The organism is Bradyrhizobium sp. (assembly GCF_049519115.1).
In the GTDB taxonomy this organism is placed as follows: domain Bacteria; phylum Pseudomonadota; class Alphaproteobacteria; order Rhizobiales; family Xanthobacteraceae; genus Bradyrhizobium.
Map to the genome: position 1 here is coordinate 83,932 of NZ_JBEKRB010000011.1, position 14,198 is coordinate 98,129.

At 61.2% G+C, this 14,198-nt stretch carries 15 protein-coding genes; 5 read left to right on the plus strand and 10 right to left on the minus strand.

What is annotated here, in order from left to right; genetic code table 11:
• Positions 1-510: 510 nt before the first annotated feature.
• Positions 511-2,346, plus strand: a complete 1,836-nt coding sequence (locus ABSE61_RS11675) for a serine hydrolase (protein WP_423871255.1) — start codon at positions 511-513, stop codon at positions 2,344-2,346.
• Between the two features lie 181 nt (positions 2,347-2,527).
• Here the strand turns inward: ABSE61_RS11675 and ABSE61_RS11680 are convergent, their stop codons facing one another.
• Positions 2,528-3,259 (minus strand): DnaJ domain-containing protein, encoded by a 732-nt coding sequence (locus tag ABSE61_RS11680; RefSeq protein WP_423871256.1) that lies wholly within the window; start codon positions 3,257-3,259, stop codon positions 2,528-2,530.
• A 138-nt stretch (positions 3,260-3,397) separates the two neighbouring features.
• Between ABSE61_RS11680 and ABSE61_RS11685 the strand changes: the two genes are divergently transcribed.
• Complete coding sequence (locus ABSE61_RS11685; RefSeq protein ID WP_423871257.1) at positions 3,398-3,796, plus strand: DUF302 domain-containing protein; 399 nt, start codon at positions 3,398-3,400, stop codon at positions 3,794-3,796.
• A 6-nt stretch (positions 3,797-3,802) separates the two neighbouring features.
• Here ABSE61_RS11685 and ABSE61_RS11690 read toward each other — a convergent pair whose 3' ends face one another.
• The 3 genes from ABSE61_RS11690 to ABSE61_RS11700 form a co-directional block, all read right to left on the minus strand.
• Positions 3,803-4,549 (minus strand): VWA domain-containing protein, encoded by a 747-nt coding sequence (locus ABSE61_RS11690; RefSeq protein ID WP_423871258.1) that lies wholly within the window; start codon positions 4,547-4,549, stop codon positions 3,803-3,805.
• Between the two features lie 74 nt (positions 4,550-4,623).
• Complete coding sequence (locus tag ABSE61_RS11695) at positions 4,624-5,481, minus strand: alpha/beta fold hydrolase (RefSeq protein WP_423871259.1); 858 nt, start codon at positions 5,479-5,481, stop codon at positions 4,624-4,626.
• Between the two features lie 353 nt (positions 5,482-5,834).
• Entirely contained in the window at positions 5,835-6,758 is a 924-nt protein-coding gene (locus ABSE61_RS11700) for a division plane positioning ATPase MipZ (RefSeq protein WP_423871260.1), read from the minus strand.
• Between the two features lie 283 nt (positions 6,759-7,041).
• Between ABSE61_RS11700 and panC the strand changes: the two genes are divergently transcribed.
• Positions 7,042-7,893 (plus strand): pantoate--beta-alanine ligase, encoded by an 852-nt coding sequence (gene panC / locus ABSE61_RS11705; RefSeq protein WP_423871261.1) that lies wholly within the window; start codon positions 7,042-7,044, stop codon positions 7,891-7,893.
• 26 nt (positions 7,894-7,919) lie between these two features.
• On the opposite strand, the gene ABSE61_RS11710 is transcribed toward panC, so the two are convergent.
• From ABSE61_RS11710 to ABSE61_RS11730, 5 genes are all read right to left on the minus strand, one after another.
• Positions 7,920-8,360 (minus strand): DUF1489 family protein, encoded by a 441-nt coding sequence (locus tag ABSE61_RS11710; protein ID WP_423871262.1) that lies wholly within the window; start codon positions 8,358-8,360, stop codon positions 7,920-7,922.
• A gap of 101 nt (positions 8,361-8,461) precedes the next feature.
• Positions 8,462-9,433: a hypothetical protein gene (locus ABSE61_RS11715; protein ID WP_423871263.1), complete on the minus strand. Its 972-nt coding sequence runs from the start codon at positions 9,431-9,433 to the stop codon at positions 8,462-8,464.
• Between the two features lie 417 nt (positions 9,434-9,850).
• Complete coding sequence (locus ABSE61_RS11720; protein WP_423871264.1) at positions 9,851-10,054, minus strand: hypothetical protein; 204 nt, start codon at positions 10,052-10,054, stop codon at positions 9,851-9,853.
• Positions 10,055-10,340: 286 nt separating this feature from the next.
• A complete protein-coding gene (locus tag ABSE61_RS11725; protein WP_490338370.1) occupies positions 10,341-10,709 on the minus strand; it encodes a YidB family protein in 369 nt (122 codons plus the stop codon).
• A gap of 543 nt (positions 10,710-11,252) precedes the next feature.
• Positions 11,253-11,909, minus strand: a complete 657-nt coding sequence (locus tag ABSE61_RS11730) for a glutathione S-transferase family protein (protein WP_423871266.1) — start codon at positions 11,907-11,909, stop codon at positions 11,253-11,255.
• 244 nt (positions 11,910-12,153) lie between these two features.
• Between ABSE61_RS11730 and ABSE61_RS11735 the strand changes: the two genes are divergently transcribed.
• Positions 12,154-12,831, plus strand: a complete 678-nt coding sequence (locus ABSE61_RS11735) for a DUF599 domain-containing protein (protein WP_423871267.1) — start codon at positions 12,154-12,156, stop codon at positions 12,829-12,831.
• 21 nt (positions 12,832-12,852) lie between these two features.
• Here ABSE61_RS11735 and ABSE61_RS11740 read toward each other — a convergent pair whose 3' ends face one another.
• A complete protein-coding gene (locus ABSE61_RS11740; protein WP_423871268.1) occupies positions 12,853-13,176 on the minus strand; it encodes a helix-turn-helix domain-containing protein in 324 nt (107 codons plus the stop codon).
• Positions 13,177-13,355: 179 nt separating this feature from the next.
• On the opposite strand from ABSE61_RS11740, the gene ABSE61_RS11745 reads away from it, so the two are divergent.
• Positions 13,356-14,198, plus strand: a complete 843-nt coding sequence (locus ABSE61_RS11745; RefSeq protein WP_423871269.1) for a polysaccharide deacetylase family protein — start codon at positions 13,356-13,358, stop codon at positions 14,196-14,198.

Sequence of the window (14,198 nt, forward strand, 5' to 3'; positions counted from 1 at the left end):
CCGACCACAGCTACCAGCCAAGCCTGTGATTCCCGGATCGGTGGCGACTTGAGAATTTGCTCTCACCCTTCGTCGCTTCGGCAGGTATTTTCGCGGTCTGGCCTTTGCCAGCGAGGCATGCGCTCCCGAAAGCCGACGGCGTCGTCGCGGCCGTGGATAAGGCCCGCCTGCCAGGCGGCCTGCACCCGCTCGGGCGGCCAGATTGTGCATTGCACAAGAAGGGGTGACTGTTACACTGAAAACTCAGAATCCCGTGCTTTCCCGCAAGCCTTTCTTAATCATTTGGAAACCGCAGCCCCCTACCCTGATTCCTCGGGTCTGCTCGATTGCGGGCAGGCTCGGAAATCTGTTTATGAACAGCGTCTTAGCTAGAATGGCGGACTGTCGGCCGACGGGCATGGGGTTAAATCCCCGCTGTCGGTTTTTGAACAGGGAAAGCTCACCAGGCCGTCGGGCATAATTTGGCCTCACGAAGCGGTGATCAAGACAGAAAATAGGACGGGAAAGTTCATGCTTCGGACCAGCTTGGTTACCTCGCGTCGTTGGCGAGTTTGCTCTTTCGGGTTTGTCGCGGTCACTGCCGCAGTCGCCTTCACCACCGGTACCGCCGAAGCGCGCCACCGGCACTCCTATCACCACGTACGCCATTACCACTCGGAGTCGCACGAGGATTACAGCCCGGCGTTCTCCTCGATCATCGTCGACGGCAATTCCGGCGCGACGCTGACGTCGACCAATCCCGATGCAAGCCGCCATCCCGCCTCGCTGACCAAAATCATGACGCTTTATCTGCTGTTCGAGCGCCTCGACGCCGGCAGGATCAAGCTCGACACCGAAATGCCGGTGTCCGAACACGCCTCCGAACAGGATCCGACCAAACTCGGCCTCATGCCGGGCCAGACCATCCGCGTCGAAGATGCGATCAAGGGGTTGGTGACGCGCTCGGCCAACGACGCCGCCGTCGTGATAGCCGAAGCGCTTGGCGGCAGCGAAGACGATTTCGCCAAGATGATGACCCGCAAAGCGCATATGCTCGGCATGAGCAAGACCACCTATCGCAACGCCTCGGGCCTGCCTGACGACGAACAGGTGACAAGCGCGCGCGATCAGTCAACGCTGGGCCGGGCGATCCAGGATCGCTTCCCGCGTTATTATCGCTACTTCTCGACCTCATCTTTCACGTTCCGCGGCCATTCGATCGCCAACCACAATCATCTGCTCGGCACGGTCGAGGGCGTCGATGGAATCAAGACCGGCTATACGCGCGCGTCCGGGTTCAACCTCGTGACATCGATGCGCCGGGGCAACCGCCATCTGGTCGGTGTTGTCATGGGCGGCCGCAGCGGCAGTTCGCGCGACGCCATCATGCGCAACCTGCTGGCGGAAAACCTCGATAAGGCTTCCACCAAGCGCACGGTTGCAGCAATCTCCGAACGCAACCCATCCGATACGAATGTAGAAGTTGCGGATGCCGAAACGCCGGCGCCGTCGCCTGCGGCACAGTCCGTCCAGTCCGCGCCGGTTTCGATCGTGCCGGCTCCGTCGCGACCGGCCGCCGCCGCTTCGCTGATGTCGCAAGCCAAGGCCGACGCCTCGTCGGTCAAGCCCGACGCCAAGACCGAACAGGCTAAAACCGAGCTCGCGCCGCTGACGAACGGTGTGCTCCAGGCCCAGGCCATCGCCGCCATCCCCGGCTCGTCGGAACCGATGAAGCCGGTCAAGGTGAAGACCGTCCAGATCAAGGCCGGCCAGACCAAATTGGCGGCTGCGGGTCCGGCCCAGCCGGCTCCTCCGGTCACGAGCGCCATACCGGCCCGGACCGACGTACCGGAAACCTCGAACGCGATTGTTGCCAAGGCTGAAAACGGCAAAGCCGACAGCGGAAAGGCCGACACCGGCACCGTCAACGCCGCACGCACCGCTCTGCCGCCGCAACCGGCCAACCACGGCACCGGTAACGGCATTCTCGGCGTCTTGCCCGCCTCCAGCCTTTCCGCCTCATCGCCTGCGCAGGCGATGGCCTACGCCGATCCCTCGCCTCGCCCCCAGCCAACCCCCAGCGTCCAGCCGAGCAGTGCGAGTAAGCCCGAGGTAACCCATACCGGATGGATCATTCAGGTCGGCGCGCTCGAGAGCGAGACCGAAGCGCTTCAGCGGATCGATGCCGCCCGAAACAAGGCGCATGGTCTGCTCAACAAGGCCGATTCATTCACCGAGCCGGTGGTCGCCAAGGACGATCGGAAGCTGTACCGCGCCCGCTTTGCCGGCCTCGACCGCGATCAGGCCGAGGCGGTCTGCAAGACGCTGAAACGCAGCGACATTTCTTGCATCACGGTTCATAACTAAGACTTAAATAAACTGCCAGGCGGCCTCCGAAAGGAGGCCGCCTTTGCTTTGCAAACTTCTCGTCAAGCTTTTCCGGTTAAACCTCAGGTGAAACCAGCCACGCCGGATAACGGCGGGCGATGACGGCGTCAGACGGACAGGAAGCGCTTCTCGGCTCTCAGCGTTTGATGGCGTGCCGGAGTTAGTTGTGATGCGTGCGAAGCAGAACCTCCTTGGCCTCGTTTACCCGGGCAGCGAGGTACGTCGACCCCCCCTGGTCGGGATGCAGTTTCTTCATGAGTCCACGATGGGCAAGGCCGATTTCGTCGCGCCCCGCCCCCGGCTTCAAGCCAAGGATCTGATAGGCCTCCTCTTCCGTCATTTTGCCGCTCGGCGCCGTACCGCGCTGCCGGCCTGCCGCGTCTCCTTGCGCGTTCTGACGCCAGGCGGGAAACCGGCGGTCCAGATAGCTTTCAAGTAACGGCACACTTTCAGCATCCAGTTCCCCAAACATGCCCAAGAGCGCCGGATAGTCGAAATCCGCCAGCGGGCGACCGGCGTTGGGGCCGGAAACGATCGTCCCGGTCAGCGCGCCGGTGTCGTGATCGAGCGTCATCTCGAAAAACCGGGAGCGCACGCGCGAGGCTTGGCCGTTCGAGCGCTGTCCCCCGCCAGCACCAAATAGTCCGCCGATTTGGCCAAAGGTCGGCGTTCCGAACGGCGCCCAACCCAATAGTCCGGCACCAAAGATGCCGAGTGGGAGCGCGACCGCAAGTTCGCCCTTGAGGCCGGTGAAGGCAGCCACCGCCAGCGCCAGCACGCCGCCACCGATCTTGACCGCTCGCGCAAGCACGGCCGGATTGGCCGCGCGGAACATTTGCAGCAGTAAATAGAGAACGATAACGGCGACAGCGCCTGCGACTAGGGTGGGCATGGCCGCAATATAGTTGCAGTCGGCAAAAAAAGCATGCCGGCCTCTTCTTTTGGGGGGCACGCCGTCAAAAAAGCGCGTTGGCGCTTCGCTATCGTGCCCGTATCATTTCGGGTCAGGAGCATTCGACAGGAGCGCAACATGGCGGTTCAGGGTTTGACGACCATCAAAAGCAGCCATGCGCCGCGCGAGACCATGAACCGGCTGGAAACCGCCGTCACCGCAAAGGGCCTGACGGTGTTTGCCCGAATCGATCACGCCGAGGGCGCGTCCGCCGTCGGCCTTTCGTTGCGGCCGACGGAGGTTTTGATCTTCGGAAATGCCAAAGGCGGTACGCCCCTGATGCAAGCCGTGCAGACCGTCGGGATCGACCTCCCGCTCAAGGCGCTGGTTTGGCAGGACGCCGCGGGCGACACGTGGCTATCCTGGAACGATCCGGCCTGGCTTGCCGCGCGACACGGCGTCAGCGGAGCCGAAGCGGTCACCGGCAAACTGACCGCTGTGTTGGACGACATCGCCAAAACCGCGACGGGCGCGTAAGTGCTGTCACTTCATCTGGCCTAACAATCTGGCCGCCCCGCCCTCGCTCCCTGACATCCGTAGCAGCGCTTCGCGCCCACCGGCTGCGTAAGCCGCTGCCGCGCGCAAAAGCTCGCGCAATTGTGCGGCGGCGCCTGGATCGAACCGCGACCACGCCCCACCTGTCAGCCGCGCAATTTCTCGAAACGCCTGCTCGACAGCAGCATCATGCCCCTCCTGAAACATGAACACGGGCACCTTGAGCAAACCCAATTCGCCGGCTCTCACGCAGAGGTCGTCGACGTTTTCCTCCATGGCGTCGCCGACGAACACCACGGCCCGCACGCCAGATGCTACCGCCTCGCGCCGCGCCTCCGATAATACTTTGCCGATCTGGGTATTGCCGCCGCGGCAATCGATCTTGCCCATCAGTTTCGCCAACGCGGCGCTATCGGAAATCCAGCCCGAGGCACGGCATTCATTCAGGCCCCGATAATAAACCAGACGGATGTCGAGGCTGCCGAGCGAGCCCGCTTCCCGAAACATGTCGGCCTGCAAGGCACACGCCATGTCCCATGTCGGTTGACGGCTCATGGTGGCATCGAGCGCGAAGACCAGGCGCCCTTTGCCGCCCGCCGTAAAGGGCGACATCGACTTTGCTTTGGCGACGAAGGCGGCAATGTCGTCGGAAGTCGACGGCTGCGGCAACGAGTTGCCCTCGCCGTCGCGCGCTACGCTTCCATCGGATTTCGAGTTGGTGGGCTCGCCGGCCATCACATGCTCCCGCAACCCAATGTGGGTCGGGGCGTGAGGGCCGTCAATGCGAGGTCATCAATGGGCGGAGGAAGTCAGTTGTGCGCGACCGGCGCATAGGGCGCGACAGGGCCGGCGTCGGTCATGACCGGCGGCGAACCGGTTTCAGCCGGCCGAAGATCGCTGTCGTCGTCCAGCATCTTGTCCAGCGTCTGCTGGATCGTCGTCTTGGCCTCGTCGGAGCCGGTATCGCGCATGTCATTGTGCTGGAACGAGGTGCGGACCACCGTGATTCCCGCCTTCGCGCAGATTTCGTCGTCGGGAATGACGCCGGGATCGGGCTTGAAGACGGGGTCTTTCGAACGGAAGGAGATGATCTTGAACCGACCGTCGGTCATGAACGGCACGCGCAGGTTATCCAGCGTGACTACTTTCTTGATTTGCTCGGGATACAGCTTGGCAAAATACATCGAGATATCGCCGCCGTTGGAATGCCCGACCATGGTCAGGTGATCGTAATCGGCGTTGGGCTGAACCGTCTTCAACTCTTCGATCGCAAAGCGGATGTTGGCGACACCCCGGTGATACTGCGGCAGGCGCCCGACATAGAGTTCGCCGACCTTGGTTACGAGCGGCGCATCGCTTGCGAGGTCGTGCTGGATGCTTGCCACCATATAGCCGCGGGCGGCAAAGAGGTTTGCCAAGAAGGAGTATTCGGTGAACTTGACGGTGTTGCCGTGATTGAGGATCACCACCGGCAGCTTGATCATGCCGGCATTCGCCTGCAACTCACGGTCGCGACGAACTGCGACGTCGATTTCAACCGGCCGATCGCCGCGCGCCGGATCATGAAACATCAGCGTTTCATGGCGGATCGCCCATTTGCTTGCGGTGAAATAGCCCACCGCAACCACAGCCGACAGGGAAAGTAGAACGGCAATTCCACGTTTCATGTTCGCCCTCTGCGGGACCGCATTGACCGCCTGGACATAACGTCCAGACTCTCTCTGGGTCACACAGCCTTAATATAATTCACGCTGCTGTGACGGAAAGACCAAATATTGGCACTTTGCCGCCCGATCATTGTGCGGCGCACTAATTCCAGAGCACAGATATCTCCGGAAACGCCCCCACCCAACGCGCGCAGAGATGGACGTTCAAGGTCAAAAACAGGTTCTGATTTTGGGTAAAAGCCCGGTAAAACAAAGCTCTGGTAAACCGTCTCTCGACCGGATCGGGACAATTCGACGGAAATTCGAAACCGCTTTGGCCCCGTTCTCGGCCGCGTGAGGAGGCCGGCACGATTTCAGGCACCGATGATGTCGTGGAGTTCCAGAGGCTTGTCGACCTGACTGAACCACTCGGCGCGGTTGGCGGCGCGGCGGCGACCACGTTCGTCCAGAGGCAATTTCAGTTGGCGCAATAGGCTCGTAACCTCCTCGCGCGCCGTCACGTGTCCGAGGTTCGGACGGGTACCCAGCGTTTCCTCATCGAGGTCGTCGAGCGCGGTCAGGCCGCGCGGGAAAAATTCGCGATACACCACCCGCTCGGCGAACCCGTCAATCGAACGAAAGCCGAGCCGCAACGACAATTCGTTCAGTCCGTCGGCAACAAGCTGCTTGTTCCGCGATCCCAGCATCGACAGGCGGTTGCGAACGACGATCCAGTCGGTGCTGACACCGTCGATCTGTCGGCGCCTGCGCCGCATGTCGCGCACCATCTCGGAATAGTGGCTTTCGCCGGTGACCGAATAGGTTTCGGGGTCGACGGTTCCAAGGACGTCGAAGTCGAGGAAGCTGTCGTTGATCGGGGTGACCAGCGTATCGGCCATCGAATGCGCCAGCCGCATCAGATAACTGTCGGAACCCGGGGTATCGATCACGATAAAATCGAAACAATGCTCGGCCGCCCTCACCGATTCCTCGAACTGCTCGAATTCGGTCGTCTCGTTTTCGGCGATTTGCATGGTCTGGCCGAGTTTGATGCAGCGGTGCACCGGAATCTTGAGATCGAGACCGGTCCGGCTTGCCCATGCGCGGCGGTTGTTGATGTAACGGGTGAAGCTTTGCTGGCGGCAATCGAGGTCGATGGTGGCGACGCGCTGTCCGGCCTTCAGCAAGGCGACGGCAATATGCAGGGCTGTGGTGGATTTGCCTGAGCCGCCCTTCTCATTGCCCAGCACGACGACATGAGCCGAGCCCGATTGACCCTGACTAGTCTGCAGCAACATGCATTCGACTCCCCTTTCTTCATCTTCAAATTACGCGTGAGCGCGGTCAAGTTAAATGCGCAAACGTCTTCGCAAATCGCAACGAAGCTTGCCGTGATGGTGAATCGCGCGGGCCTTGCGTCGGCATGCGGCAAAGATATTTCGCAAAGCGCCGATCGTGGCCGATGCCGGCCGGCTGTTGCCGCGCTTGGCGACTGGCCGCGGAGCTTGGTAGAGTCGGACAGTGTTCCGCTGCCGCGACACCACGCCTACCGCTCCTCCTCCCCTCGAAGATCGAGACCCGATGCCCTCACGCCCCATGATCGCCCGCACAATCCCCGCGCTGCGCCGCGCGCTCGACGGCCTTCGTGCGAGAAAAGCCTCGATCGCGCTGGTGCCGACCATGGGAGCACTCCATGACGGCCATGTGTCGCTGGTTCGCTTGGCCAAGCGACGCGCCCGCAAAGTCGTGGTTTCGGTCTTCGTGAACCCGACTCAGTTTGCGCCAACGGAGGATTTCGGATCCTACCCTCGGACCTGGAAAACCGACCTCGCCCGGCTGACGGCGGAAGATGTCGATCTGATCTGGAACCCCGACGTCAAGACCATGTATCCGGACGGCTTTGCCAGCCGCATCCTCATCGAGGGGCCGGCGACGGTCGATCTGGAAGACCGCTTCCGGCCGCATTTCTTCGGCGGTGTCGCCACCGTGGTCGGGAAGTTGTTCACGCAATGCCGACCCGACATCGCCATCTTCGGTGAAAAGGATTTCCAGCAATTGCGGGTGGTGGCGCGCATGGCCGCCGACCTTGACCTCGGCGTCAAGGTGATCGGTTCCAAAACCGTGCGCGAGCGCGACGGGCTGGCGATGTCGTCGCGCAACGTCTACCTGTCGCCCGCGGAGCGCCGCGCCGCGCCGGTTTTGTTCAATGCCATGAAAGAAACCGCGCGCCAGCTGCGCGCCGGGGAGAATATTCAAGCTGCCCAGGCCAGCGCCGTCGCGACGATCACCGCTGCGGGTTTTGCGGTGGATTATTTCGAGACGCGGCACGCCGAATCGCTGGCGCCGGTCACCTCGATCAAGGACGGACCCCTGCGCATTCTGGTCGCCGCCAAAATCGGCGCAACCCGGCTGATCGACAATATCGCGGTGTGAAGGCCAGGGAATCTAAACCAGGGAACCTAGAGCAGCCCGAGATCGCGCAGTTCGCGGCGCATCGGCTCGGGCATGGCGGCAACACTTGAAGCCGCCGATTTGGTGAGATCAGGCGGCGCAGCGTCGGCCTCGAAGTAGCGCCAGCCCTGGAAAGCACGCATCGGGCGCGGCGAAACCGAAATTAACTTCGGCTGCATCACCAGGCGGCATCGGCCGATGCCGTCCTTGTCGCGAAACGGCTCGATGGCGATCAGCTTTTCGCGCGCGGCGATTTCGCCGCGAATGACCCAATAGATCGAGCCGCCTGCCAGCAGTTCCTCGACGCGCTTGGGCGTCATCCGCGTGATGTGGATGTGATGGGCCGGCTGGCCTTTGCTTTTGGCGACCTTGATGCGATCGGCGATCCAGCCCTTGAGATCCTTCACAGAATCAGCGCCGACGGAAAGCTTGATCAGATGGAGCGGCATGTTTTTATATCGGGCAAACACTGACTAGGTTGACCTTCGCTACTTGCCCGGCCGCAGGTTCGTCAAGCGAATGTCAGAAAACCCTCAGAACTAGCGGGGGATCATTCCGCCGACGCAGCCGGTGCCGCAGATGTGGCCGGCGCAGGTGTCGCTGTGCGCGCGGGTTTTGGTGTCGGCGGTTTCTTGGCGGCTGCGGCTGTCGGTGATGCCGGTGCCGTCAGTGACGTCGGTGCGCCGGGCCGCGGGGACGCCGCGGCAGGGCTGGCCGTCGAAGGCGCAGTCTGGCGCGAAGCCGATGCGGTCGAGGGTTCCGGCGTCATGATGCTCACAGGCGGCGTCGAAGACGCACTTGGGAATTCGGCACTGGTCGGCTTGCCTGTCGGCACACCCGGTATGAGGGCGGTAACCGGCGCCACTGCGGGCGCCGCCGGCGCGTTCCAAAGCACCGAATACCGCGCAACCATTCCGTCATAGGTCCGCTCTTCGATATTCGACGCGAGGCGGCTCCGGTCCGTCAGGGATTTGAATGCGGCACAATCCGACAGCGTACAGTGGTCGCGCACCACCAGCACCTCAGCCATCAACCCGTACCGGTCGTGCTCGACCGAACGGCGCAGCACCTCAAGCTCCGGCGTCATATTCTTGTTGGCGTTCACTACATCGCCAAACCCGGTCAGACGGTTAATTTGGCGCGCGGCATAGGATAGCGCCGCGGCGGTTGCCTCCGGTGAGGCGAACACGGCCTTCTCGCAAGCTGCCAGAACCGCCTCTCCGGCCAGATCGTCAACGCAGGTGAGAGCAGGCAAGCTCGCCACCGCCGCCGAAGACGAGCGGCCATTCTCGATCGTACCGGGGCTACCTGGGCCGAAACCGCGCATGGTCGCCGTAAGAGCGATCCCGACCGCGAGCAGCGTGATAACCGTCAACGCGCCGTTCGCCACCGACTTTTCCGCCCGCAGCAGCGTGATCAGCACAATGACAGCGAAAAATCCCGCCGCAGCCAATGTCAGCCACATCGGAAATGCGGGAGAACGCCACATCTGATCGAGCGTGCCGGCCCAGACCCAATTCATGCGCGATGTCCCTTAACGCGATGTCCGTTAGCGCGGCAACGGCGCATTCGGCGTTTGCGAGCTTTAAGAATCCAAGGGCACTCGTGTCCCGATTCCGAAGTTCGTAGCATTTTACGGAGCCACGTTTCGAACTTCGGAATCGAAACGACACTAGCAAACCCGTTGATCTAGTGTGGCTTTGGTTCAGAAGTCCGCACAACGAACTCGCGGCGACAGTGATGCGGACTTCCGAACCGCCACACTAGCAAGAAAAAACCTTGTGTGACTTGATTCAGAAAACCGCGTGACGTTATGCAGCCAAATGCGGACTTCCAAAGCTCGGTCAACAGCCTGTTTCTGCGAACGGGGCCTTTTAACGACACGGCAGAAACGCAAAACAGGTTTCAGTCTGATGCATCAGATCAGGAAATCGCGAGATCAGGAAATCGCGAGCTGACTTTCCTTGGCTACTCGTTCGAACGCCTCGGTCGTGCTCTTGATCCGGTACTGACAGTCATCTCCGTCGGTCGGAAGCAGACGGATCACCTCATAGGTTCCGCTCGCGGCCGGACGTGCGATATTGCTGGCGGTAAAGTAGACGGACTCTCCAACCCTGTATTTATGACTCAACGCCCTCTCCATCACGCAAAACGTCAGCTGCCGCGCTTGGTCCCGCTTGCGTTAGCTGACTGAAACTATTGCACTATAGCACGCGGCCTGACTTTTTGGCCAGCGCGATCCGAACATGGCAAACATGACGATTTTGCAGGATTTTCAGTGAGATAAAGGGCCAGTCGCGGGCATATCGGCCGGCCCGACATGACCGGCTCGATTAGCCGGAAAATCCGCGTCGGAACCCGTGGTTCCGGCAAGCGAATATTACCGCCGGGCATGTGTTCCCGGCGGTCGGAAGACTGCTTTTTCGAGATCAGGCCGTATGCGGCAGCTTGCCGTCCGGGCTGGCGTGGTCGACGGCGCCGGGAAGCTGCTGCGCCAGGATCTGGGTGATCTGGTCGACCGGAATGTTGTACTTGGCGGCGAGTTGGCGGACGGTATCGCTGCCCAGCACCTGTTGCAGCTGTTCCGCGGTGATCGGCAGGTTCTGGCCGTTGCCAATCCAGGACTTCACCTGATCGCCGAGACCCGCCTGCTGCAACTTGGCCACAATGGCGGAAAGTCCGCCCTGACTGCCGTTCCCCAATACCTGGCTCAGCACAACCGGCAGAACGGCGGTCTCCAATTGTCCGAGTGCGCCCTTCAAAGCGGGCGAATTTTCCAATGAATCCAGAATTCCCATGGCCGAACCCCTTTTGGGCTTGTGAGCGACGTCGGTTCCAGATTCAGACCGCTTTTGCTTGATGAGGTCAAGCCGCCAATTCGGCGCTCGAGCCCGTTTTGACATCACGACCTGGCTCGAGCCGCGACGCCCGGCCAACGTTACAATCCATGACGTCGAAACGGAGCGTCACCGACGGATCAGTCTCTGAGGGGCGACTCTGTGCGAGGAGGAAGCGGTTCCACATCGGGCGCTCTCGGACCGATGTCCATCGGCGGCGCGATTTCGTCCGCCTGCGATTTGAGTCGAGCGGCCTTTTGAACCAACAGAGCCGCAAGTTCCGGGTTGTCTGTCGCACGAGCGACGTTCAACAGCGCCATCATCTGACGCGACAGATACGCCCTTCCAACCATCATGCACCCCCAACTTTCGTTTGCGCGCTCTCAACGTTCGCAGCCCCAATCGGTTTCGTAAAAAGTGCAAAAGTGATCACGGCCGATTCAATTGGAACGAGCTGTGATATTTTTCGCATACCGATTTTTCACTTATCGAAAAAACATAAGATCAGACCGCTTCGAATTTCTCGATGACCATCGTCTCGGCCAGGCCAGCCTTCGTCCATTCCGCAAATGCTGGGAAGGCCATCATCGTTTCCATGTAGCGTTGCGTCTCCTTGGTCACTGCAACGGCATAGGTACGAAAGCGATGGACTACCGGCGCGAACATGGCATCCGCCGCGCCAAAATCACCGAACAGAAACGGCCCGGACTGCGCGTGGCGATCGCGGCACTCGCCCCAGATTTCCTCAATGCGGGCCACATTGGCGCGCGCGTCGGCCGACAATTCGATCGCACCGACCGGCCGATGCAGGTTCATGCCGCATTCGTTGCGCAACGCTGCGAACCCCGAATGCATCTCGGCACAAACCGAACGGGCATGCGCACGGTCGGCGGGATGTTCGGGCCAAAGCCGTTTTTCCGGAAAACGCTCGGCGATATATTCGATGATCGCAAGCGAATCCCAGACGGTGACGTCACCATCAACCAGTATCGGCACTTTGCCCGAACGCGAGACGTCTAGAATGCGCTGCTTGTCGGCGGCGCCCGTGTAGAGGGGGATGACAGCCTCCTCGAACGGGATGTTGCCGGCACGTAGCGCAAGCCACGGCCGCATCGACCATGATGAATAGTTCTTGTTGCCGATCACGAGCTTCAGGGTCATTTCGAATCCGTTCTCGATGCAAGAATCAGCGGTGTCGTCCGGCGCGCGCTCGAGGCAGGCTTGAAACACGGCACGTTCCCGCGATCAAGCCAGTGGAATGTAGGAATCGGGACACTGGCAGATTGATGATCTAGCGTGCTTTGGTTTAGAAGTCCGCATAAAGGACTCGAGGCAAGGATGATGCGGACTTCTGAACCGCCACACCAGTGTGGCAGCATCCTGAAGGCTTCAACAGAGACGACACATGCGCGCTTATCTGGTCGATATCCTGGCCGTCGGCTTTTTCATTCTGGAATGGGCAGTCTATGCGCTCACCCTCGAACATAGCGCCTATGGACGCGACAGCCTTTCGGCGCGCATGCACGTCTATCGCGAGGTGTGGATCCGCCGCCTGCTCGACCGGGACGCCCGCATGGTCGATATGCAGATCTTGGGCTCGTTGCAGAACGGCACCGCGTTTTTTGCGTCCACCAGCCTGATTGCAGTCGGCGGCGGGCTGGCGCTGCTGCGCTCCACCAGCGAGGCGCTGAGCGTGCTTAAGGCGCTTCCCATCGATATCAGCCCGCCGCCGGCGCTTTGGGAAATCAAATGTGTCGGGCTGGTTCTGATTTTCATCTATACTTTTTTCAAATTCGCCTGGGCCTACCGCCTGTTCAACTACGTAGCCATCCTGCTCGGCTCGATGCCGCCGGCCTCGCAACGCGATACCCCGCAAGCCGAGGCGCATGTCGTCCGGACCACCCGATTGTTCGAGGCGGCCGGCCGGCATTTCAATCGCGGACAGCGCGCCTTCTTTTTCGCGCTCGGCTATCTCGGCTGGTTCGTCAGTCCGTGGGTTTTGTTCGTATCGACGGCAGCCGTGGTGATCGTCACCTGGCGCCGGCAATTTGCCTCCAGCGCCTGGCGGGCGATGGGAAGCTGATCGCAACCGGCTGTTCAGCGGTCAGGACTTGGCGAGCGCCGAAAACACCGTATCCGGAGCATGCGCGATCACGGCCAACAGCGCGCGCGCCGGTCCGCGCGGCATCCGTTTGCCCTGCTCCCAGTTGCGGATGGTCTCGACGGGAACGCCGAGGCGGCTTGCGAATTCGAGCTGCGTCAAGCAGGCCCGGCGGCGGAGATCGCGCACCACCGGTGCCGCAGCCGCGTCGGCCGGGGTGGCAGCGCGCGGCAGATCGGAAGCCGCCATGACCGGCGCGAGCGGAAACTCCTGCCCGTCCCTCAATTCGACGATACGTCCGTCTGCTTTCAGCCGAAGGCGCTGCATTCTCGCCTCATCTTGCGTGCATTGCGGGCCGCAAAGCTATGGCCCCTTGATGGCCTGGATATTCCGCGATCCGCGTTAAGGTTCGATTAACGATACTTTTGCCACCAGTCGCGGGCTGGCAGGCATGGGCTCCGGCTGCCGGTTTGGCAGGTATTGCAATGTCATCTAGGTTTGTTCTCATGCGAAGCTGTAATTCGTTCCCGACCAATCAATCCCGCCCGCAGGCAACGCTGTCAGGTCTCGTGATCGGGCTCGCCTTGATTGCGACTGCCTCGATCTCGCCCGCTTTCGCCGCGACCGCCCACGCCGCACCGTGCCCGCGCCCGGGGAAGCTTGGAACATCGCGGGTGCTTGAGGTCGATGTCTCGACCACACCGCGGGTCGGGCTTCAGAGTTTTCCGGAAACGCTTCCGCTTGCCGACCATGAAGTGGTTCTGACCTTCGACGACGGCCCCTGGCCGCCGACAACATCGAGGGTGCTAACGGCATTGGCGCAAGAATGCGTCCGGGCGACGTACTTCTTGATCGGAGAGCATGTGTCTGAACACCCGGACATCGTGCGCCGGATTGTGGCGGAAGGGCACACCGTCGCCACCCACACCTGGTCACATCCCAACCTGATGCAGATCAAGCACGAGCAAGCGATCGAGCAAATCGACCACGGTATTTCGGCGCTGGAAACGGTGTTGCATGGAAAAGCAACGACCATTCCAGCCACGCCGTTTTTTCGTTTCCCCGGCTTTCAGTCGACGCCTGAGACGCTCGATCTCTTACAATCGCGCGGAATCGTGGTATTCGGCGCCGATCTTTGGGCCAGCGACTGGAATAAGATGACCCCGAAGCAGGAATTGAAGCTGATCACGGACCGCCTCGAGGCCGCCGGCAAGGGAATCATTCTGTTCCACGACACCAAGACCCACACGGCTGCGATGATGCCAGCCTTCTTGCGATATCTCCGCGACAACGGCTATCACGTCGTTCATGTCATTCCGGCTGGACCTGCCGCCTCCGTAACCCACTAA